We start from the raw sequence: 23,082 nt of genomic DNA, 5'->3' as shown, positions 1-23,082 counted from the left end.
TACACCCTTTTCAAAAACTTTCGCCCCACACCTTATTCTCCCTTTTTTCAGGACCTGGCTCCGAAAAGCAGGCTACCAATTCGAATAAGGTTACTGCCTTCTTCCAGGGCAATAGGATAATCTCCGCTCATGCCCATTGATAAAGTATGTATTTCCCGGTGAAATCCCGATTTATCGAACAATTGCTTCAATTGACGGAATTCCTGCCGGACCAGGCCGGAATCATCACTGAAAGAGGCCATACCCATAAGGCCTGCAACCTTAACATATGTAAACTGGTCAGGCTCTTTTTGTACTATAGACAGGCAGTCGGCCAGTTCAGCTTCATCAAAACCGAACTTGGTTTCTTCCCTTGCGATATGCACCTGCAGCAGGCAGGCAATTACACGGTCGGCTTTAGCGCCCTGTTTGTTGATTTCCCGCAATAACTTAAAGCTGTCAACTCCATGAATAAGGTGTACAAAAGGCGCAATAAATTTAACTTTATTAGATTGGAGGTGGCCAATAAAATGCCAGCGTATATCTTCGGGTAAGCCTGCCTGTTTGTCAACCAGCTCCTGTACATAATTCTCACCAAAATCACGCTGCCCCAATGAATATAAAGCAAGGATATCTTCAACGGGTTTGGTTTTGCTTACAGCCACAAGCTTTGCTGCGGAAGCCGTGCATGTGGTTTTCAGGGCCTGGTATGCTGATAGGTTGATTGCCATACTGCAATCTACATGCAAGAATTAATACGGGCAAAAAAACGCCCCCCGGGGCGGGAGGCGATAGCAAGCAAACGAAACAAAAAACTATTTTAATATAGACCGGCTTATAACTATGCGTTGCACTTCAGAGGTACCCTCATAAATCTGGGTAATCTTTGCATCGCGCATGAGCCGCTCAACATGATACTCCTTTACAAATCCATATCCGCCATGCACCTGCACGGCCTCTGTCGTAATCCACATTGCTGCTTCAGAAGCAAAAACCTTGGCCATAGAACCACTTATGGTATAATCAAGACCGCTATCTTTCTCCCATGCAGCCTTCAGGCACAGTAAGCGGGCTGCCTCAATTTTTGTGGCCATATCCGCCAATTTGAACTGTATAGCCTGGTGATGCATGATTTCCCTGCCAAAAGCCTTGCGTTGTTTGGAATAATTAAGGGCCAGTTCATATGCGCCGCTTGCGATACCAAGGGCCTGTGCTGCAATACCTATGCGGCCTCCCGCAAGTGTTTTCATAGCGAACTTAAACCCGAATCCATCAGCACCGATCCGGTTTTCCTTAGGCACTTTTACATCAGTAAAGGATATACTGTGTGTGTCGCTTCCACGGATCCCCATTTTATTTTCCTTGGCGCCAACTGTAATGCCGGGCCAGTTTTTCTCAACAATAAATGCATTAATACCATGTGATCCCTGGTTTGCATCAGTTTGTGCAATCACAAGGTAAACAGATGCCGAAGACCCGTTGGTGATCCAGTTCTTAATACCATTCAGCAGGTAATACTCACCCTTGTCTTCTGCAGTTGTATGCTGTGATGTAGCGTCACTGCCAGCTTCCGGCTCGCTAAGCAGGAAAGCACCAATGTACAATTCACCATCTTTTTTTCCCTGTGCCAGTGGTGTCAGGTATTTTATTTTCTGGTCTTCGTTACCATAAGCTTCCAACCCCCAACAAACCAGGCTATTATTTACACTCATACAAACGCTTACACTGGCATCTATTTTACTGATCTCTTCCATCGCCAGGACATAACTAACTGTATCCATACCTGCCCCACCATATTTTGGGTCTACCATCATTCCCATAAATCCAAGTTCGGCAAGTTGCATGACCTGCTCCCTGGGAAATTGCTGCTTTTCATCACGCTCTATGACGCCTGGAAGGCATTGGGTCCTTGCGAAATCCCTGGCAGCCATTTGAATCATTTTTTGTTCTTCAGTCCAATCGAATTGCATAATCCTGCTGTTAAAGTGGGGCAAAAGTAACCGAAATCACCAAATTACTAACACTTGTTAGCAGAAATATACAAAGAATTTGGTATGATTTACAACTGTTGCAGAATGAACTTAGTTTTAGCCCTGACTTCCTGGCTGGAAGGTGGTTAGTATGGCTGGAATAATTGAACTTTACTTTTGGCAAGAATTGAAATCATGACTAACCAGCTAGATGAAAATTATTGGAATAACCGTTACCGGCAGCATCAAACCGGCTGGGATATCGGCTACCCCTCAACTCCCCTTAAGGCATATATCGACCAGGTCTCCGATAAAAACCTTTCCATCCTGGTACCTGGTTGCGGAAATGGCTATGAAGTTGAATACCTGCTGCAACAAGGGTTTCAGAAGATTACCATAATCGACATAGCACCGGCTGCGACCGCCGCACTTGAAAAAAAACTACACCCGTTCGTAAACAGAACCCTCACCATTGTTACCGGTGATTTCTTTACACTGACTGGTAAATATGAGCTGGCGCTGGAACAGACTTTTTTTTGCGCACTGGATCCAAAACTCCGGAATGCCTATGCGCAGAAAATGTACGAACTTCTTAAGCCAAAAGGCAAACTTGCCGGTGTATTATTTAATCGCAATTTTGAAGGCGGTCCTCCATTTGGCGGACATTTGGATGAATATGAAAAACTGTTCAGGCCCTATTTCAACATAAAAAAAATGGAGCCTTGTTACAACTCCATTGATGCCAGGAAAACAAGCGAACTATTTATTATTTTAGAAGCAAGGAAAAATTAAACAGATGGCTCCTGCTGGCTAAGGCAATGAAAACTTCCCAGGCCCCAGATGATTTCAGTAGAATCAATACCAATAACCTTACGACCAGGAAAACATGCCTGTATGATCTGAAGCGCACGTTCATCATTGGCTCCGCGGAAAGTGGGTACTATGACCGATTTATTGGCAATATAAAAATTAGCATAGGAAGCCGGAAGCCTCTGTCCATCATATTCTACAAGTTCTGGCATGGGCAATTCAATTATATTCAGGGGCTTATCATTAGGTAATCGCATGGCGCGTAATTGCTGAAGGTTATGCTGAAGCAATCCGTAATTTTCATCGGCTGTATCTTCTTCTACAACCGTAATCACGGTGTCTTCATTAACAAAGCGAACAGTATCATCAATATGGCCGTCGGTATCATCACCAACAATGCCTTCATCTACCCATAACACCTGTCGAACACCATAATAATCCATGAGGTATTTTTCAATTTGTTCCTGGTTGAGGTGCGGATTCCGGTTCTGATTAAGCAGGCAGGCTTTAGATGTTATTACAGTGCCCTTACCATTAAATTCCACCGACCCGCCTTCCATAATTATTCCGGGATAATATACCGGGATATTATAGTGCTGAGCGATTCTTGTTGGTATTATATCATCCAACTCAAATGGCGGATATTTCCCTCCCCATGCATTGTAGTTCCAGTCAACTATTACCTTTTTTTGTTTGGCTCCGGGATTAATTAGAAAAGCAGGCCCGTGGTCGCGGCACCATGCGTCATTTGTTGGATGAAAATAGAATTCAACCATTTGAAGGTTGACACCTGCCTTCTGAAGGTGTTTCAGGGCAAAGGCCTTCATTGTTTCATCTATAACATTAATGCATACCCGCTCACTATCTGCCAACACTTTAATAAACTCAGCATAGAAAGGATAAATGGCTTGGATTTTCCCAGGCCAGGATGCTTCTTTGTGCGGCCAGCTTAACCAGGTAGCATCATGAGGAGCAAATTCCGCCGGGAAATAATAACCGGCCTCACCCGGAGTAAGCCGGTCTATATGGTCAATCTGATCAGTCTTCATCAATAAATCTTTTGGTAATTGGCTGGTAGGAATCAATTCTTCTGTCACGCAGGAAAGGCCAGTGCGTGCGATAGCTATCTGTTTTTGACAAGTCAATATCCATCACTTTCACTTCCTCTGCATCATGAGATGCCTGGTAAAGTATACTGCCGAATGGGTTTGAAACAAATGACCCACCCCAGAATTTCATGGCGCCATCCTGCTCAAGTCCAACGCGGTTTACACTCACCACATGAACGCCATTTGCAACAGCATGTGAACGTTGAATAGTTTGCCAGGCATTGTATTGTTCGGTATTTGTGGCTTCGTCCTGTGCAGTTGCCCATCCGATGGCAGTTGGGTAGAATAAAATTTCCGCACCCATAAGGGCGGTGATCCTTGCGGCTTCGGGATACCACTGGTCCCAGCAGATCAGGACACCAAAGGTTGCAAATTTCGTTTTGAAGACTTTATAACCAAGGTCACCCGGAGTGAAATAGAATTTCTCATAATAAGCCGGGTCATCGGGTATATGCATTTTGCGGTACTTGCCGAGGTAGCTGCCATCTGCGTCAATTACTGCGGTTGTATTGTGGTATATACCCTGTGCGCGTTTTTCAAATAAGGAGGCAATGATCACAACCCCGGTTTCCATGGCTACCTGGCTTAAGGCTTCAGTGGAAGGCCCGGGGATGGGTTCTGCCAATTTGAAATTATCATAATCTTCAACGTCGCAGAAATATAGCGAGGTAAAGAGCTCCTGCAGGCAAACGATTTGGGCGCCTTGTGCAGCAGCAATACGAACCCTTGCAATAGCTTTAGAGATATTTTCTTCCTTATTTTCGGTACAACTCATTTGTACCAATCCTACTTTAACAGTCGGCATTTTCGCTCAATTTGAGCGCCAAATGTAAGATAAGTAAGGCACTATCAGGCGCGTCCCATTTGCTTCAGGAAATTCACGTGTGAAACAACCGCCAGACGGGTCCTGCGGTATTCAATATATGGAATACCATATTCACGGCAGGCATCCCTGATTATTTTGCTGATGGCAGGATAATGGACGTGCGAAATTTTTGGGAAAAGATGGTGCTCGATCTGGAAATTCAGTCCGCCTACCAACCAGCTTACAACCTTATTATGTGTAGCAAAGTTGGCCGTTGTTTTCAATTGGTGAACAGCCCACTCATCTTCAAGCCTTCCTGTTTCTTTATCGGGCACAGGAAATGCAGTGTGTTCAACAGTGTGGGCAAGTTGGAAAACCATGCTGATTACAAATCCGGCAAGGCAGGTATAAATCAGGAACCCTACCAACCAGGTTTGGAATCCCAGCATATAAATAGGCAATCCAACAAACAAAAAGAGATGAAGCAATTTAAAGCCCCAGAAAACCAAATGATCAGAAATGCTCATTTTTTTCAATGGCATGCTACCTATTTTGGAACTGAAATATTTGTTGTAATCGAGTACAAAAATCCAAAGGATGTATAACAAAGAATACAGTAACCAGAAATAGAGGTGCTGGTATTTATGCAGTTTATATTTTTTCTGTGTAAGGCTCATGCGCATCCAGGGCTGGATATCAATATCATCATCAATGCCATCCACGTTCGTATATGCATGGTGGATAACGTTGTGCTTAACGTTCCACATGAAATTATTACCCCCAAGAATATTCAATGAGAAGGCGGCAAGCTGGTTCACCAGCTTGTACTTACTAAAACTACCGTGGGCACCGTCGTGCATAACATTAAAACCGATAGCAGCAACGATACCGCCAAGCAAAACACATTCCAGTACTGCCAGCCAAACGACGGGAGTGAAAAACACCAGATGCACATATACAAAAACAAAACCAGCCATCAGGAGGATTGCTTTTGTAAATAAATTGGAATTGCCGGTTGTGGATGCGCCTTTTTCTTCGAAATAACCGTTGATACGCCTTTTCAGCTCTGTGTGAAAGGATTGGGCAGAATTTGTAAACTTAGGTGTTACCATAATATCTAATGGGTTCAAAATAGAAAACGCAAAATTACGTGCAAATATTCCCAGAAACCCCAGTTTTATAGAATTTATGAGATAATTGTGCTACACCCGCCGGGTAGTACCCGGCGGGTAATACCCAGACGGTAAAATAAATAATTGATATTCAATAATTTATAAATAAAAGGATACTTGACTGGTGGCCGGTGAAATTTACCCGGCAGGTGAAGAATCAGGTTTCGTTCTGGATGATGGCATCCAGGGTTTTAATGCCCAGGGACTTTTGGGTGGTGAATCCTTCCCCATAGCGTACCCCGATCCTTTTGCCCATCATCCGGGCCCTTGCAACAAGGCTTTCCCTGAAATCGGGGGTGGAAATATAGGTTTGGGGGCCTTCAGTTTCCATATCCGGATTGTAAAACTGCGTTGTATAGGCCTCAATAGCCAGCATCCTTTGTTCGAAAACGTCGGAAATATCTATGATTATATCGGGTTCCTGCAAACGGTCCTGGATATAGTGCAATATGCACTTAGGTCTCCAGCGTTGCTGGGGATCACCATTTTCATCCAGGGTTTCTATTTTCACCAAACCTGCCAGGAAACAGGCATCTGTGATAAGTTTTCCCGCCCGGCCATGGTCGGGGTGGCGATCTTCAAGAGCATTAGCCAGTACAATCTCAGGCTGGTATTTGCGAATGGCGCCTATCAGTTGTAACTGGTGCACTTCATCGTTACGGAAAAAACCATCCCGCATTTTCAGGTTTTCCCTGACCGAAACGCCCATGATTTCCGCGGCCCTTGCAGCTTCAGCATACCGGGTGATAATGGTACCACGGGTGCCCAGCTCTCCCTGGCTAAGGTCAAGGATACCGACCTTTTTACCATTTTTCACTTCATTAATGATTGTACCTGAGCAACCAAGCTCGACATCATCGGGGTGAATCCCTATTGCAAGAATATCAAGTTTCATAGCCTGCAAATGTAGTGCGTTTATTATCTTACCTTTGCGCAAATTTTGACATATGATTACATTCGATGAGTTAGGACTTGACGAGCGATTGGTTAAAGCGACGACAGCACTAGGCTTTGTTAATCCTACTACCATCCAGGAAAAGGCTATTCCGGTTCTTTTGAGCGGAACAACTGACCTGATCGGACTGGCACAGACCGGTACCGGTAAAACAGCCGCCTTTGGCCTTCCTTTATTACAATTGGTTAAATCTTCGGATAAATTTCCACAGGCCCTGATTGTATGCCCAACCCGCGAACTCTGCATGCAGATCGTGAATGAGATGGATTTGTTTAAAAAATTCATGTCCGGGCTTAATGTTGTGGCTGTTTATGGAGGCACTTCCATAGGCGCCCAGATCCGCGACATTAAAAGAGGGGTCCAGATTGTTACCGCAACACCCGGCCGGTTGATCGACCTTATAGAAAGAAAGGCCATAAACCTTGAGCAAATCAAATACGTGGTTCTTGATGAAGCTGATGAAATGCTGAATATGGGCTTCCAGGATGATATTGAATTTATCCTGAAAAACACCCCTAAGCGCGAAAGCACCTGGCTGTTCAGCGCTACCATGCCACCGGAAATCCGTAAGGTAAGCAAACGCTACATGAAGGAACCTATTGAACTGCAGGTTGGGAAAGTGAACACCGCCAACAAAAATATTGATCACCAGTATTTTGTAACCAGTGCACAGCACCGGTATGAAGCACTCAAAAGGCTAATTGATTTCAATCCGGGTATCTATGGTATCATTTTCACCAGAACCAAAATGGATGCCCAGGAAATTGCAGAAAGGTTAACCCGTGAAGGCTATGATATTGATGCCCTGCACGGCGACCTTACACAGGCCCAGCGCGACAAGGTGATGGGGCAGTTCCGCGAGAAGAGCCTGCAATTATTAATTGCCACAGATGTGGCGGCAAGGGGAATTGATGTGGTGGGCATTACCCATGTCATTAACTATGAATTGCCTGATGATATTGAAGTGTACACACACAGAAGCGGCCGTACCGGCCGTGCGGGAAAGACTGGTATCTGTATGTCTATTATCCATAGCCGTGAAGTATTCCGCCTCAGGCAGATTGAGAAAATTGTTCAGTCACCATTCAATAAACTCGAGATTCCTACAGGCAAGGATGTTTGCCGCAAGCAATTTTTCTATTTTATGGATAAACTGCTGCAAACTGATATAAGTCATGGCGACTATGAAACCTATGTTCCCATGCTGATGGAAAAATTTGCTGATGTAAGCAAAGAGGAAATCCTTAAGCGCGTAGCAGCAACGGAATTCGACCGGTTCCTGAAATATTATGAAAACGCAGAAGACCTGAATATCAGGGAAGAACGCCGCAGCCGCATTGCCGGGCCGCGCGAATCCTTTGGCCGCGACCAGGCCCGCCCGCGTGAAAGCCGCAGTCGTGAATTCGCAGTTAGTTCAGGCAGCAGTGGTAACCAGACCAAATTATTTGTAAACCTTGGTACCAAAGATGGTTTTTATAAAGCCAGTTTCCTCCAATACATCCTTGATATGAGTGACCTTAAAAAGGAGGTGCTGGGTCGTATTGACATGAAAGAAATGAATACCTGGATTGAAGTGGAAAAAAGTGCGGCAGCCAAAATGATCAAGTCTATTGACGGAAAAACGTACAAAGGCAGGAAGATCAGGATGAATGATGCGAACAGGTAACCGTTTGGTCATTTAAACCATCTAAACTAGTTTCGCTAGTTCATACTAATTAGTCAACCAACATCTAAAAAATAAATTTTATGGCATACGATGTTCTTGTAATCGGCAGTGGTCCCGGTGGTTATGTAGCTGCAATCCGTGCATCACAACTGGGATTTAAAACAGCGGTTATTGAAAAAGAAAGCCTTGGTGGAGTTTGTCTGAACTGGGGTTGTATCCCTACGAAAGCCTTGTTGAAAAGTGCACAGGTCATGGAATATATCAACCATTCCAAAGACTATGGTATTGAAGCAACCGGCACCCATAATTTTGAGGCTGTTATTAAAAGAAGCCGCGCTGTAGCAGATAAAATGAGCAAAGGCGTTCAATTCCTTCTAAGAAAGAACAAGATCGATGTAATTGTTGGTTTTGGGAAAGTAAAAGGAAAAGGGCAAGTGGAAGTTACAAAAGCAGATGGAAGTAAAGAACTTGTTGAAGCTAAGCATACCATCATTGCAACAGGTGGCCGTAGCCGTGAGTTACCCAATCTTAAGCAGGACGGGAAAAAAGTAATTGGCTACCGCGAAGCAATGGCTTTACCGCAACAGCCCAAAAGCATGATTGTTGTGGGAAGTGGTGCAATAGGTGTTGAATTTGCATATTTTTATAACAGCATCGGGACAAAAGTAACGGTTGTTGAATTCCTTCCCCGCATCGTTCCTGTTGAAGATGAAGACATCTCAAAAGAACTGGAAAAACAATATAAGAAGAAAGGCATTGATATTATGACAAATGCTTCTGTTGAATCTGTTGACACCAGCGGACCAGGGGTAAAAGCAAGAGTAAAGACAGCTACCGGTGAAGTAATGCTTGAAGCTGATATCGTACTCAGCGCTGTTGGTGTTGCTGCGAATATTGAGGGCATTGGCCTGGAAGAAAACGGCATCAAAACTGATAAAGGAAGAATCGTTGTAGACAAATACTACCAGACCAGTGTTCCTGGTATATATGCCATTGGTGATTGCGCGCCCGGACAAGCTCTGGCACACGTAGCTTCGAAAGAAGGCATTATTTGTGTTGAAAATATCGGGTACGCTGAAAAGAAATACCACCACCAGCCAGAGTCTCTTGATTATGGCAATGTGCCAGGCTGTACATATTGTGTACCGGAAATCGCATCAGTTGGATATACAGAAAAAGCAGCTAAGGATGCCGGTTACGAAATTAAAGTGGGCAAATTTCCGCTGAGTGCATCCGGGAAAGCAACTGCTGCCGGGGCAACGGAAGGTTTTATAAAAGTAATTTTCGATGCGAAATATGGTGAATGGCTGGGCACACATATGATCGGCTATAATGTTACTGAACTGATAGCTGAAACTGTTGTTGCAAGGAAACTGGAAACCACTTACCATGAAGTGCTGAACAGCATCCACCCCCACCCGACTATCAGTGAAAGCATTAAAGATGCCATTGAAGTGGCTTATGGCGAGGCTATCCACATTTAATTGCATATTAAATTTTCTTAAAAGGGTTCCACCAGAATGGAGCCCTTTTTTATTGACCCTATTTCAATAAACAATTAAGAAACAGAATAAATCGGGCAGTTCTTTACAGCTTTATAAATTTCGAAGCCGGGACACCAGAGTTTTCAACCTTAAGCAGGTATTGGCCACTTTTGAGGGTGGATATATCTATCTGTACAACTTTACCGGTAACCGGAACAGAAAGCAAGGGCTGGCCAACAATATTGTAAACCAGCAAACGACTTCCTGGTACTGTGCCGGTTTCCAAAAGCTCAACTCTTAATGAAGTTGTTGCAGGCACAGGTGACAATCCAATATTTGCAACGGAACCTTGCTTTAAATCTTTGTTGCCCCACAATGCATCAATCGGATTCCCTGGTGCAGATAATGCCCCGGATGATAACAATGGAAATCTTGCTTGTCCGGGCTCAAATAAGCCCAGCATTTTTTTCTTCTGCCCTTCTGTGAACATATACCTGCAGGCATCATCGGTCAGGTCCATGTAATTCATGTACATATCACCGCCAGGATCACTACCACAGCTGGTTACTAAACCGGATGGGCAGCCTTTATGGTAACTTTTTTGCTGCGGTGTATCATCTATGCCGTCATCACCACAATAGCCGTCACCCCAGATATGCTTTAATCCCAGCCAATGCCCAATTTCATGAACTGCAACCCTACCAAGGGAATTGATTCCATTTCTGTTAGTTATGCCAAACACCGACTCGTTAATAACAACCCCATCTAGTTCTTCCCTTGCACCAGGTACGCTGGCATATCCGGAAATGGCCGATATAAGGGGACAAACCCAAATATTCAGGTAATGGTCGCGGGGCCAGGCATCATCACCTCCCCTGTCATTAAATTTTACTTTATCATCAAGAGCAAAGGCCTGAACAGCGGTTTTCCTGCGAACAATACCTGTTGACAGATTACCCCCCGGATCAACCTTTGCCAACTCGAACCTGATCCCACAATTGGCTACCCTTCCTAAAAAATAAGAGGGTGTCTTCAACCTGTCTCCATTAGCAGCATTATAATCGCGGTTAAGTGCATCAATTTGTGCATATACCTGTTCGTTGGTAACAAAATCGGTAGAACCATTCGAAATAATATGAACCACTACAGGTATTACAATATCCCTGGCTACAATATTTAATGTATTTGCAGCAGCGGTTACTGTATTATAAGGTGGGGAAACAAGCTTTGATTGTAGTATATAATCAGTTTGCCTGCATTCATTTTGTGCATGCAGCAAAACCTGTATAGTTAACAAATAGAGTACTGAAATGATCCGTCTCATGAAAATCTGGTTGTGACGGCCATTCATAGAATGGATCAACAGCGATTCATTGGTTAGATTTACCGTTTAAGCAGAGGATATTGCAAAAGGAGTTTGACGGTAAGGTTTGAAGGATACTTATCATGAGAATGCACCAATAAAAGGAAGGATATGGGAACGTGATTGGCTTTCAACTGGTAAGTACTGTAAAAAAACACCTTTTCCCTTAGATTTCAAAGTGTTGTAACATTTTTTTTAGGAATTCAACCAAAAGACTAGCTCTTCCTATTGTACATTTGGTCCAATTATTTTCTATGAATCGTTTTTACACTGGCATTTTTGCCGCTTTGACGCTGTGTTTTCTTGCATCCTGTAACAATGCCCCCCAGACCAATACCCAGGAAAATGAAATTAGCACCGCTCCAGCGATAGCCCCTCCAGCTACGTTAAGGTACAATGTGCTGAATGTTTATCCGCATGATACCCTGTCTTATACCCAGGGGCTGATTGTTTTCAATGGTCAGGTGCTTGAAGCTACCGGGGGCAGCCCGGCATATAACCCCTATAAATCATGGGTTGGAAAGGTTGACCTCAAAACCGGCAAAGTAAGCCAGAAAATCCCCCTTGATGCTTCCTATTTCGGGGAAGGTATCACCATTTTGAACAATAAGCTGTACCAGCTCACCTGGACAAGCAAAAAGGGATTTGTGTATGACGCTTCGACTATGAAGAAACTGCAGGAATTCCCAATAAAAACTGAAGGCTGGGGTATTACAAACGATAGTACCAACCTCATTATGTCTGATGGTAGCAGTAACCTCTATTTTTTAAACCCGACCAACTTTTCTACACTGAAGGTTGTGGGGGTAACCGATAATAACGGCCCGGTAAATAACCTGAATGAGCTTGAATACTATAAAGGGTACATCTATGCTAATAAATACCAGACCTATTATATCTTAAAGATCGATCCATCTAATGGCCAGGTAGTAGGAAGGGCTGACATGACGGGCATCCTTGAAAAATACAGTAATGAAAATACTAACAAGGAAAAATACACGAGCGGGGATGCTGTATTGAATGGAATTGCATTTGACGGCCAGAACGGTAAATTATATATAACCGGCAAGCTTTGGCCAAGCTTGTATGAGATCACCCTGCAATAAAATCAGGCCCCTGCTATATAAATTATAGAACTAGCGCTTTCAGCAGTTGAACGTGCTTTTATATTGGATTGCAGACCCCGTAAAATGGCACCCAGGTGATTCGGCCGGCCATTTTTATACCCTTCACTCAGCATACTGATATAAAACGGATCAAACCACATTGGTTTCATTGACTTTATGGAAAGACCATGCGCCCCCAACAGTTTTCTCACTGATTCCGGGGAAAAATGATACAGGTGCCTGGGAACATCATAAGCCGCCCAGCTTGCACCGTAATAAACAGCATCAGCTGATGTGTAATTAGGAAGGGCAAGGACCAGTAATCCACCCGGCGCCAGTATTTTTTTTATATGTGCGATATATTCATGCAACTGATGAACGTGTTCCAGAACATGCCACATAGTAATAACATCAAAGCTTCCTTCGGCCAGATCAAAAAGCCGGGAGGGATCTTCAAACAAAAGCTGGTAACGGTCATGTGCAACCTTCCTGGCCCCAGGATCTGGCTCAAGGCCTCTAACCGACCAGCCTGAATTCTTCATTTCTGCCAGGAATGCACCCGTCCCCGCCCCTATATCCAGGACAGTGCCATTTTGTTTACCGGTGGATACAACCAGTAATTTCCTTTTCTGCTTAAGGGTAAATTGCCTGACCAGGTGATAAAGGTTGTTAATCATACCCTTTCGGGTATCTGTATGCGAAATATATTTTTCCGATTGGTAATAGGGTCCGATTGAAGCTGCATCGGGAACATCCTGTGTAAAACGCAGGTGGCAGCCCTGGCATTCCCAAATAGAAAATTTTTCATTGGAAACTGTGTAGTCGACAGCTTCGAGAACCGGGAATACAGATTTTCCAAGGCAAACAGGGCAATGCTGGTAATGTATAACTGGCATGGGCAATTGTAAAATTATCGGCTGGTAGATGGCATATTCCGTGAAGGAACAGTATGCTGGTTTACCAATGAAGAAAAACGCATGCCATTTGTGAATAACTGGTAGCAACATATACTTAGCGCTACAGCCGCAATAATTATGGCATAGGTCCACCAGGATTCCTTTTCCACAAAAGTCTCTGTAAGTAATTCCGGCATTTCAGTTGAAGTGCGTTCAACATCACCAACCAGGATTTGGTGCTCTATGTTATTCCTGATAATTCTTTCTGCAACAACCGGTTTCATCCGCAATTCAAGGGATGGATCTGCCTTAAAAAAAATCCCGCCGTTTTCATCGGCCACGAAACTGCCTAAGCCTTCCCAGGCAGCCTCCTCATGGTTCCTGATTTTTGTGCGCAAATCATAAGAAAACTCATTATACCATTTCATCGCCTCATAATCAGGAACCTGTTTATGGCTTGCAAGGAATCCAAAAAATTCCTTATCGGGTGCATCAAAATACTGGTCAAAGCGGAAGGTGTAAGATGGCGCAAGTATCTGCCGGTTAACAAAGTCGGTGCGGGCCGGTACCCGGTCCATATGCAAAGTACCCAGCCCGGGAATGCTGATACTTTTGTGCTGGTATAGGTAATTATTCAGGATGTCCATGTCGTGTTCAGGTAGTTCGCAAATGTAACACTCTAAACTATTCGTGGAACTATTTCTGGTTGAATCTGAAGACGACCCCGCCAAGTACATTTATACCATAAACCTGGTACTGGTTCCAGCGCTCGTACTTGCTATTAAATATATTATTCATCTGAAACCAAAGATCCAGTGATTTGGTGACTTTGAATTGAAGCCCGGCATTCAGGTCGAAAGCACCATCTCCTTTGCGTGCCTCGCCTGCCTTTGTTCTGTAGGCCGCACCATCCCAGACATAGAGATCCGCAGTAAAAGAGAGGTCCTTGAGGATTTTCCAGCGCAGGGAACCATTTAGCTCAAAAGGCAATAAACCCCAGGCCCTGGTCTGGCCATCTATTTTGGTGAAATTATTATAGGTAATACCGCCCTTGAAACTTAATTCCTCCCCTAGCATATAGCCCAGTTCGCCATGCAACTGCAATATTTCAAGGTTTGGGGAATATACTGTTTCAAAGGTCTTGCCATCTATTGTATCATTAACAAAGAGGTTTGCATTGTGCTGCTTAAAATATGCGGCCTTCGCACTATAGGTGAAATGATTGGCAAGTGATCCTTTGAAGCCAACATAAACTTCCCTGTTTCTCTGGTTAAGCAGTTGGGAAGGCTCAGCTAACCAGGGGTTGATACCGGCGAAGCGCTGGTAACTGGCTTTATCGTAATATCCGATCCAGCCGGCCTGAAGGGTAAACCGCTGGTCATTAGTGGTCATTTCGGCCAAAATATTTGGCAACATCTTAAATTCCTTATTATCCCATGAAGGAATAATACCTGTCTGAATAAAAGCGTTGGGAGTTTTCAGTAAAAGGGATGGGGTTAATAATAAGAGTGTATTCTTTACTGTAGCCTTATCATAAGGATTGAAGCGTGTAACGTCAGCAGTAAACCCCAGGTTAAACCCAAACATTTTTCCAAATGTTTTCTGCATTGGCAGGTTGAAAACAAAATTTTCTTCCCTGGCATTCCTGTCGTCATTCTTTCCACTGAATGTAGATATTTTCAGGTTGGGTGTATAACTAAACCCGTATTCTGACGGATTAGTATTGCGGAAACTAAAAAAACCATCAACTGTCTCAAACCTTTGTTTAAGCTGATCTTTGGAAAAGTCCAGGGTATCCGGCTTATAGCCATACAGGAAATAGTCCTCTCCTTTGAATCCTACCTTTCCCGATAATTCATGATCGGGCCCTAATTTAAAAGTGCCCCTTAGCTGTATATCAGCCAGGTTGTTTTTCTGGTAGGGCAATTTACCTTTTGCTGCATAAAATTCGCCATAAGCATTCAAAAAACTGGTGGTGCCATTACCACCACTTAAAGCCCCCTGTATATAGGGAATATGGATATTTCCAATACCAACTTTCAGGTAATGGCTGTTATTCCAGGGCAGCAAAGAATCAGATTGCAGGGCAACCGGGCGCAAACTGCCTGGCTGAAAAGGCAGGTTGACCTGCTGTTGTGGAATGGAATATGCCAAAACCGGCCGGATAGTATCAAAGGTTGGCAGTGCTGCAGAAAAATTCAGCTTTACTGCTTCCCTTAAAACTGGCTTAAAGGTTGAAGTGATATCAATTGTTTTCTTCCTGCTAGTGTCCTGCCCCATGGCTGTTTGGGTACCCAGTGCAAATGCCATAAAAAAAGCGGCGTAAGCTATATTTCGAAAGATTTTCATGGATGCTTTTTCTAAATTGATCAATTTTTCGCAGCAGGTGCATTGGTTTGTTTGCGTTCAGCTTCAGTGGCCTTGTTGAGCTTCCTTTGTGCTTCTTCTTTCAATTCAGGAATTGAAGCATTTTCCACAACGCTCTGAAAGGTGGCTTTAGCATTAAAAAAATCCTGTTGCTGCATATAAATATCACCTAGCAATAAGTAGGAACGGGTAACCCATAATTCATAGGAGCCATTCTTATGGATCACTTCAAAAGCGCTTTTTTCCGCATCTTTCCATTTGGACTGCTTAAACTGGCAGGATGCTATTCCATAACGGGATGCCGCACTTAATTCCCCTTTTGTGCCGCTGGCTGCATTTTTATAGTAACCAATTGCCAGGTCAAATTGTCCTTCAGCTTCCGCTGCCTTAGCCAATACCATATTCGCCAGAAGTTTATCATCTGCACTGGCGCCTTTATATTGCAAAAGCTCCTTTGCATTATCCTGCGCCTCATTCCATTTTTCCAATTGGTACTGGCTCCTTAATAAGCCGCGCATCGCTTCCAGTTTATTTTCCTGTGAACTTGCGAATTCTTTAAGGGAAGTATAATATCCTGCAGCTTTTTCATATTGTTTTAATTCAAAGAAATTCAACCTGGCAGCCTGCAATAATGACTTTTCACCAAAACGGTTAGGAACCCTCGCAGCTACAGATTCATAACCAGCAGCGGCTTTTACCCATTCTTTCCTGCTTGCATGGATTTCAGCCTGGTAATAATTGGCCTCAATTACGTACCGCCCTTCCGGGTATTTGACAAGGTAAGCATCAAACCTTTGCAGCGCATTGGTAAAATTACCATTGCTTAACTGCACTTCAGCTTCAGCATAAGCCAGTGAATCTTGCTGGGACGTAGAAATATCCCTGCCCATTTTTTTTGCGAAGCCAACGTATTCACCTGAACGTCCTTCTTCCACATATATCGCTTTCGCATTATCCAGGGCTTCATCGGCTTCGGGTGAATTGGGATACTGCTGTAATAAGGCATTGTATTGGTTAAGTGCCTCTGCATTATTGTCAAGGTTATAATTAGCAATACCAGACTTCAGGTAGGCCTTTGGCTTCAACGCTTCACTCCTCGCATCTTTAATAACCGCATTTAGGAACGGAATAGCTTCCTTGAATTTTTCATCCCCCATATAGGTATTGGCAATTTCCATGTTGGCATCAGGTACCAGTGAAGAAACGGGGTAATTACGCTGCATTTGCTGCATTTGGCGGATCTTGTCATTGCTGTTTCCTATGCCGGCAATCATTGCTTTCTGGAAACTTGCATAATCAGCAGAAGCCCAACCGAACTGAATAACCTGGTCGTACATGGCTGATGCTTTTTTATAATCACGTAACATGTAATTACAATCTGCTGAGCGAATAAATGCATCCTGCTCAACCGGCGAAGATTTTTTGGCGGGTGCTTTGTAGGCCTGGTCGAAATTTACCAGGGCCTGTTTATATGATTCTTTCTGTAAATAAGAATAACCCAGATTATAACGGGCATTCTGTGGATTTACTTCGCTGTTGGTTACCGGAGCAGCAAGGTAATCACTATAATATTTAATGGCCTCATCTGTTTTATCGTTCCTAAATGCGATTTCCCCTTTCCAGAAATTCACAAGCGGGAGAACAGACTGGTTATATGGCGACTGTATGGCACGGTCTAGCAATTGATCTGCAGCGGGCAACATTCCATCATTAACCAGTTCAGTAGCCCTGCCGTATAATATTCCGGGATAAAATTGTTTCACCTGCTCCGATGGATTTTTAATGCCATCCAGCAATGCAAGTGCATCTTTATAATTACTAGTGCGTGTCATAACCCCTACCAGTATTTCCCTTGCCTCTATATTATACTGGGAATTTGGATAGCGGGTAAGGAACTGCTTTAATTCAGTTAATGCAATATCTGGAAAACCCAATTCGTAAGATAACTTACCGTAATTAAAAGAAGATATCTCTTGTTGTGTTGGGTTACTGCTGTTGCGCGCACAAAACAGGAAAGCGTTGCGTGCGTTGGCTTTGTCTTTTGTTTTCAGGTAAGCATCGGCTAAAAGATACATAGAATTCTGTGCCAGTGAATCTTCACTTCCGCCCAATTGCTTAAACCCGGCAATAGCCTTCGGATAATTGCCCATCGTATAATAGCTGTAGGACAATTCATACAAATCGTTCCGTGAAAGCGGACTGGTTTTGGCTGCATATGCTTCCAGGTATGGCAGGGCTTTTTTATAATCCCTGGTTTCATAGAGTCCATGCCCGACCAAACGCTTCAATTCAAGGTCATAATACCCGTTTCCTTTTTGAAGTTTTTCCTGGGCGTAACTAAGGGCCTTCGTCTTATCACCAGTGAGGTAATAAATGGTGGCAATATAATAGGGGACGACCTGCTGGAATTCCGGATCGTTTTCTACAATTTTAAAAGCAGCTAATGCTTCACGGTATTGTTTGTCGCGAAAGCAAATAAATCCGTAATAATAATTAGCGGCGGCATAATCTGGATTGTCTTTGACCTGCCTTACCGCATCCAGCAAAGGTTTTGCTACATCAAAACGCTGAAGGTTAAAATAACAGTATCCCTGGTGGAATTTCAGCGAAGCAACTTCAGCATTATTCAGGTGCGCAACCGACGTTTTTTCATAATAGGTAGAGGCCTGGTAATATTTTTTCTGCCTGAAATAGTATTCCCCAAGGTGATAACTCATTAGCTCCACCCGGCTTTCATTATCATTAAGGTCAACATATTCAATAGCCTGGTCCACTGCTCCCTTTTCATTCTGCCGCAAAGCGCAAACCAGTGTATAATAAAGCACGTCCTGGTAATTAAGGGACTGGCCACTTCTGTCAGGTTCCCGCAGTTGCAGGCTGAGTTCCTTGAACAGCGGATAGGCAAGACTGTATTGCTCCCGTTGAAAATAGTCTTTCGCTTGTTTGAAACCCACCTCGGGATCAGTGAAAATACCGGTCTGCTGGGCACTCACCCATTGCGTTGCAGAACAACAGATAATCGCAATGACGATTCTTCTCAATTGTATTGTTTTTATTTTCAAAGGCCAAATTGCAGCAAAGTAAAGATTTTAATTATTTTCTGTGCTACCAAATAACGTTCCAAACAACTGTGGATAATTGAAATGATTAACAATTCTTTGCATCCAACCATTAATTTTGGCAAAATTGCAAGCATGAAGAAATTATTATCGACCACCTATCCTGAATGGGCTTTTGATTCAATGATGCTTTTGACCAGAATCTGTTTCGGTGGTTTACTGCTGGTAAACTATGGATTTGATAAAATGGTTAAATTTTCCAGGTTACAGTATACTTTTGGCGACCCCATTCATATTGGGGCCAAATGGTCACTTGTTTTAGTCATATTTGCGGAAGTATTCTGCGCCTTGTTGCTGGTACTTGGACTATTTACCCGGTTAGCTGCCATTCCTGTGGTAATATCGCTTGGAATTGCATTTTTTCTCATCCACAACCACAATATTGACAAGGGCCAAAATGCAGCACTATTCCTGACGGGGATCATTGCTATTCTTTTGTGCGGGCCAGGAAGGGCTAGTGTTGATCATATGATGGGAAAGTAAATATCAATTATGTATACATCAGAAACAACAGTCAGGGTACGCTATGCAGAAACAGACCAGATGAATGTCGTTTATCATGGTAACTATGCACAATACTTTGAAGTTGCCCGTGCAGAGAGTATCCGGCACCTGGGGTTCACCTATAAAGACATGGAAGCTATGGGCATAATCATGCCCCTGGTTGAACTGCATACAAAATTCCTCAGGCCTGCCCATTATGATGATTTACTTACTATCCGTACTGTCCTGAAAGAGTTGCCTGCCGACCACCGGATTGAATTTCACCATGAAGTTTACAATGAACAGGATAAATTACTGACCATTGGCAGGGTTGTTTTGTATTTTATTAAATCCGGCTCGAAGGAAAAATCAACCATGCCTGAAGCTTTATTTGAAAAACTCAGGCCCTATTTTACTGAAGTGCCTGCTAAATAGTTTTTACACCGTTTGCCAGGTAACCGTATATTAAAGAACTTTTAAATAGGCCGGAATGCAAAAATTTTCAGCGAGCATTATAACTATTGGCGATGAATTACTAATTGGACAAGTGATTGATACCAACAGTGCCTGGATGGCCCAGCAATTAAATCGCATAGGTATTACAGTTAACAGGCGGATTGCAGTAGGTGATGAATGGGAAGCAATCTGGAAAGCGCTGGACCAGGAAATTCCAGCCGCTAATATTGTTTTAATAACCGGAGGACTCGGACCCACGGCCGACGATATTACAAAGCCTTTACTCTGTGATTATTTTGGCGGGAAAATGGTGCAGAACGAACAGGTACTGCAACATGTGCATTACCTTTTTGAAAAAGTATACGGTCGCCCCATGATCGAGCGTAATGCAAACCAGGCAATGGTTCCGGATGTCTGCACAGTATTGCACAATGCAAATGGAACTGCGCCTGGTATGTGGTTTGAAAAAGACAACACTATCGTTGTATCCTTACCCGGTGTGCCTTTTGAAATGAAGGGACTGATGCTGGATGAAGTGATACCAGCCCTGCAAAAAAAATTCGAACTGCCACAGATATATCACCGCACATTACTTACTGCCGGGATAGGTGAATCCTTCCTGGCGGAAAGGATCGCTGAATACGAAAATGCCCTTCCAAAATCAATCAAACTGGCATACCTGCCCAGTTATGGAATGGTTCGCCTTCGGCTGAGTACAATTGACCTGGAAGCTAAAGGTGGGGCAAAGGAAATTGACTGGCAATTCCTGAAATTACAATCCCTTTTAACTGATGTTATTGTTACCAATAAAGATGAGCCCCTTGAAGCCGTTGTCGCGAACCTTTTACTGGAGCAACAAAAAACTATAGGTACTGCAGAAAGTTGCACAGGGGGCTATATTGCCCAACTCTTTACAGCCATGCCGGGATCCAGCAGGTATTTTAAAGGCGGGGTAATCAGTTATGCCAATGAAGTGAAGCATGATATCCTTCAGGTAGCAGAAGAAACGCTGGAAACAGCTGGCGCAGTAAGTGAAGATACTGTTATCCAGATGGTAAAAGGCGCATTGGCAGCTCTCAAAACAGATTTTGCCCTGGCCACTTCAGGAATTATGGGTCCCGATGGCGGTACGCCTGAAAAGCCGGTTGGCACAGTTTGGGTGGCTGTTGGTAACCAGGACGAAATCATTACCCAAAAGTTTAAATTCCGGTTTGACCGGCGTAGGAACATCGATCTTACTGCATTGAACGCCATGAACTTATGCAGGAAATTTATACTTGACCAAACACAATCCACAAAAAGCTAACACTCATATTCGGAAGGATCGAATACTTTACCTTTGGCCACAAATCACCTTTATATTATGGCAGTTGTTGACCTTGTTATGCCGAAAATGGGAGAAAGTATCATGGAAGCCACTATTCTGAAGTGGCTGAAAAATCCAGGGGATACCGTTCAGCAGGATGAAACTGTTTTGGAAATTGCCACTGACAAAGTAGATACCGAAGTTCCCAGCACAGCAGGGGGTATAATAGAAGAAATCCTGTATAAAGTGAATGATGTTGTGCCTGTAGGTGCTGTTATTGCCCGCATCAGGACGAGCATGACGGAAGAAAATATCCACCCCAGGCCAGCTACGCAGGAACCTGCATTTGCCGCGGCTCCACAATATTTTCAAGAAGCCACTGACCTTGGTTATCCGGGGGATAACGGTGGCATAACGTCAAACCTGGTAGCCGGAAATGGTAACCGTTTTTATTCCCCGCTTGTACTGAATATTGCGGCAAATGAGGGTGTAACAATTAGTGAACTTGAATCTATTCAGGGAACGGGCATTGAAGGCAGGGTTACAAAAAAAGATATCCTCCAGTTCGTAGAGGATAAAAGAGCTGGTAATTTACCTTTAGCCAGGCCGGTTCAGCAACCCATTCAGCATCCGGCGCAGCAGCCAGTCCAACAACCGGTTCAGCCCCAGGCATACCAAATTCCAGTTGAACCCCAAACAGAAAATATCGCAGCACCAGTTCAGCCTGCTGAAATTCCACCAGCTGTAAAACCGGTTTCCAAATACGGGGAAAATGTGGAAATAATTGAAATGGACCGTTTACGCAGGCTCATAGCTGACCATATGGTTAAGAGCAAGCAGACAAGTCCGCACGTGACCAGTTTTACTGAAGCTGATGTAACCAACCTCGTTTTATGGCGTGAAAAAATGAAGCAGCAATTCCTTAAGCAGGAAGGCACCAAGATCACATTTACGCCCTTGTTTGTTGAAGCGATCGTAAGGTGCATCAAAAAATATCCGCTCATCAACAGTAGCCTGGATATTGACAAAATAATTATCAAAAAGGATATCAATATTGGTATGGCTACTGCCCTTCCTTCGGGCAACCTTATTGTACCTGTTATAAAAAATGCTGATCAGTTAAACCTGGTAGGCCTGGCCAAGCAGGTAAATGCTATGGCAGACAATGCCCGTAATGGCAAACTTAAACCAGAAGACACCCAGGGCGGAACCTTTACACTAACTAATGTGGGTACATTTGGTAGCCTCATGGGTACTCCTATTATTAACCAGCCGCAGGTAGCTATCCTTGCTGTTGGCGCAATCAAAAAAAGACCTGTTGTAATTGAGACTGCACAAGGTGATTCTATTGCGATACGGCATATGATGTACCTGAGCATGAGTTATGATCACCGGATCATCGACGGTAGCTTAGGTGCTACCTTCCTGACAGCTGTTGCCAGGGAACTGGAACATTTTGATCCGCAAAGGGAATTCTAAATCCTTATCTATTAATTTGAACCTGGCCGGCCATATTTTTCCTGGGAAAAGGTCAGTTTTTTCCCTTTTTTCCTAACGATGAACAAATTATCGTAGGCACTATCGGGCAAATCTGATAAATGCCGTATGCCAGTAAGGCCGTTCACAAGGTCATCCACTGTATTGCTATGCCCAACAATGAGCGTATTTCCCTTAAGTCTTTTTAGCAGCTGAATAAATGCACTATCTGCTTTGGTATAAACCTGCACCGGGCAGCTAAAATACCTGGCGGTTGGAGCCGCTGTGCTTTCGGTGCGCAGGGTATGTGTAGAAAATACCTGCCGGATCTTTTCCTTTTCCAGGCGCTTTTGCAGTGCTATTGCCCTTTCCTTACCTGCATCGGTCAGCGGCAGGTCATTATTGACCGTACTCATCATCATGCCAGGTGTTACCTGGACCTTTTCTGCATGCCTTACAATATAATATTTATTGCTGCAACCCGTTAAACATAAGAAAAGTATAAAAAAAACAATCCGGTTATACATACACGGTATTTAAAGGCAATTTCAGTAAATTAT

General features: G+C 43.6%; 20 protein-coding genes. 8 read left to right on the top strand and 12 right to left on the bottom strand.

Annotated features, from left to right (window positions below; translation table 11 throughout):
- Positions 1–47: 47 nt before the first annotated feature.
- Entirely contained in the window at positions 48–710 is a 663-nt protein-coding gene (locus LAQ65_RS01345; RefSeq protein ID WP_224115129.1) for a YggS family pyridoxal phosphate-dependent enzyme, read from the bottom strand.
- Positions 711–794: 84 nt separating this feature from the next.
- A complete protein-coding gene (locus LAQ65_RS01340; protein ID WP_224115128.1) occupies positions 795–1,949 on the bottom strand; it encodes an acyl-CoA dehydrogenase family protein in 1,155 nt (384 codons plus the stop codon).
- Between the two features lie 195 nt (positions 1,950–2,144).
- Between LAQ65_RS01340 and LAQ65_RS01335 the strand changes: the two genes are divergently transcribed.
- A complete protein-coding gene (locus tag LAQ65_RS01335) occupies positions 2,145–2,741 on the top strand; it encodes a methyltransferase domain-containing protein (protein WP_224115127.1) in 597 nt (198 codons plus the stop codon).
- Here LAQ65_RS01335 and LAQ65_RS01330 read toward each other — a convergent pair.
- The 4 genes from LAQ65_RS01330 to bshB1 form a co-directional block, all read right to left on the bottom strand.
- Positions 2,738–3,808, bottom strand: a complete 1,071-nt coding sequence (locus LAQ65_RS01330; RefSeq protein WP_224115126.1) for an agmatine deiminase family protein — start codon at positions 3,806–3,808, stop codon at positions 2,738–2,740. The genes LAQ65_RS01335 and LAQ65_RS01330 overlap by 4 nt on opposite strands.
- Positions 3,798–4,673, bottom strand: coding sequence for a carbon-nitrogen hydrolase (locus LAQ65_RS01325; RefSeq protein WP_224115125.1), 876 nt, complete (start codon positions 4,671–4,673; stop codon positions 3,798–3,800). The genes LAQ65_RS01330 and LAQ65_RS01325 overlap by 11 nt, the downstream gene beginning before the upstream one ends.
- Before the next feature lie 44 nt (positions 4,674–4,717).
- Positions 4,718–5,785, bottom strand: coding sequence for a fatty acid desaturase family protein (locus LAQ65_RS01320; protein WP_224115124.1), 1,068 nt, complete (start codon positions 5,783–5,785; stop codon positions 4,718–4,720).
- A gap of 217 nt (positions 5,786–6,002) precedes the next feature.
- On the bottom strand, positions 6,003–6,740 hold the full coding sequence (bshB1, locus tag LAQ65_RS01315; RefSeq protein ID WP_224115123.1) for a bacillithiol biosynthesis deacetylase BshB1: 738 nt from the start codon (positions 6,738–6,740) through the stop codon (positions 6,003–6,005).
- A gap of 52 nt (positions 6,741–6,792) precedes the next feature.
- On the opposite strand from bshB1, the gene LAQ65_RS01310 reads away from it, so the two are divergent.
- Positions 6,793–8,466 (top strand): DEAD/DEAH box helicase, encoded by a 1,674-nt coding sequence (locus LAQ65_RS01310; RefSeq protein WP_224115122.1) that lies wholly within the window; start codon positions 6,793–6,795, stop codon positions 8,464–8,466.
- Between the two features lie 80 nt (positions 8,467–8,546).
- Positions 8,547–9,950 carry a dihydrolipoyl dehydrogenase gene (lpdA, locus tag LAQ65_RS01305; RefSeq protein ID WP_224115121.1) on the top strand — a complete coding sequence of 468 codons (1,404 nt, stop codon included), beginning with the start codon at positions 8,547–8,549 and terminating at the stop codon, positions 9,948–9,950.
- Between the two features lie 103 nt (positions 9,951–10,053).
- Here the strand turns inward: lpdA and LAQ65_RS01300 are convergent, their stop codons facing one another.
- Positions 10,054–11,274, bottom strand: a complete 1,221-nt coding sequence (locus LAQ65_RS01300) for a zinc-dependent metalloprotease (protein WP_224115120.1) — start codon at positions 11,272–11,274, stop codon at positions 10,054–10,056.
- Positions 11,275–11,567: 293 nt separating this feature from the next.
- On the opposite strand from LAQ65_RS01300, the gene LAQ65_RS01295 reads away from it, so the two are divergent.
- The gene (locus tag LAQ65_RS01295; RefSeq protein WP_224115119.1) at positions 11,568–12,419 is read left to right on the top strand and encodes a glutaminyl-peptide cyclotransferase; all 852 of its coding nucleotides are present in this window, start codon (positions 11,568–11,570) and stop codon (positions 12,417–12,419) included.
- A gap of 2 nt (positions 12,420–12,421) precedes the next feature.
- On the opposite strand, the gene LAQ65_RS01290 is transcribed toward LAQ65_RS01295, so the two are convergent.
- From LAQ65_RS01290 to LAQ65_RS01275, 4 genes are read right to left on the bottom strand one after another with little or no spacing between them, the layout of a single operon-like run.
- Positions 12,422–13,315, bottom strand: a complete 894-nt coding sequence (locus LAQ65_RS01290) for a class I SAM-dependent methyltransferase (protein ID WP_224115118.1) — start codon at positions 13,313–13,315, stop codon at positions 12,422–12,424.
- Positions 13,316–13,329: 14 nt separating this feature from the next.
- The gene (locus LAQ65_RS01285) at positions 13,330–13,962 is read right to left on the bottom strand and encodes a hypothetical protein (protein WP_224115117.1); all 633 of its coding nucleotides are present in this window, start codon (positions 13,960–13,962) and stop codon (positions 13,330–13,332) included.
- 49 nt (positions 13,963–14,011) lie between these two features.
- Complete coding sequence (locus tag LAQ65_RS01280) at positions 14,012–15,664, bottom strand: TonB-dependent receptor (protein WP_224115116.1); 1,653 nt, start codon at positions 15,662–15,664, stop codon at positions 14,012–14,014.
- A gap of 20 nt (positions 15,665–15,684) precedes the next feature.
- On the bottom strand, positions 15,685–18,723 hold the full coding sequence (locus LAQ65_RS01275; protein ID WP_224115115.1) for a tetratricopeptide repeat protein: 3,039 nt from the start codon (positions 18,721–18,723) through the stop codon (positions 15,685–15,687).
- Between the two features lie 153 nt (positions 18,724–18,876).
- On the opposite strand from LAQ65_RS01275, the gene LAQ65_RS01270 reads away from it, so the two are divergent.
- Genes LAQ65_RS01270 through LAQ65_RS01255 form a run of 4 tightly spaced genes read left to right on the top strand, consistent with a single transcriptional unit; the run spans position 18,877 to position 22,525 of the window.
- On the top strand, positions 18,877–19,284 hold the full coding sequence (locus LAQ65_RS01270; RefSeq protein WP_224115114.1) for a DoxX family protein: 408 nt from the start codon (positions 18,877–18,879) through the stop codon (positions 19,282–19,284).
- Positions 19,285–19,293: 9 nt separating this feature from the next.
- Positions 19,294–19,719 carry an acyl-CoA thioesterase gene (locus LAQ65_RS01265; RefSeq protein ID WP_224115113.1) on the top strand — a complete coding sequence of 142 codons (426 nt, stop codon included), beginning with the start codon at positions 19,294–19,296 and terminating at the stop codon, positions 19,717–19,719.
- Positions 19,720–19,774: 55 nt separating this feature from the next.
- Entirely contained in the window at positions 19,775–21,046 is a 1,272-nt protein-coding gene (locus LAQ65_RS01260) for a CinA family nicotinamide mononucleotide deamidase-related protein (protein WP_224115112.1), read from the top strand.
- A 57-nt stretch (positions 21,047–21,103) separates the two neighbouring features.
- On the top strand, positions 21,104–22,525 hold the full coding sequence (locus tag LAQ65_RS01255) for a dihydrolipoamide acetyltransferase family protein (protein WP_224115111.1): 1,422 nt from the start codon (positions 21,104–21,106) through the stop codon (positions 22,523–22,525).
- An 11-nt stretch (positions 22,526–22,536) separates the two neighbouring features.
- Here the strand turns inward: LAQ65_RS01255 and LAQ65_RS01250 are convergent, their stop codons facing one another.
- A complete protein-coding gene (locus LAQ65_RS01250) occupies positions 22,537–23,049 on the bottom strand; it encodes a SixA phosphatase family protein (protein ID WP_224115110.1) in 513 nt (170 codons plus the stop codon).
- Positions 23,050–23,082 lie beyond the last annotated feature (33 nt).

The organism is Flavihumibacter profundi (assembly GCF_020076305.1).
Lineage (GTDB): Bacteria > Bacteroidota > Bacteroidia > Chitinophagales > Chitinophagaceae > Flavihumibacter > Flavihumibacter profundi.
Note: the sequence above shows the minus strand (reverse complement) of the source record. Positions and strands in the feature narration are given on the sequence as shown.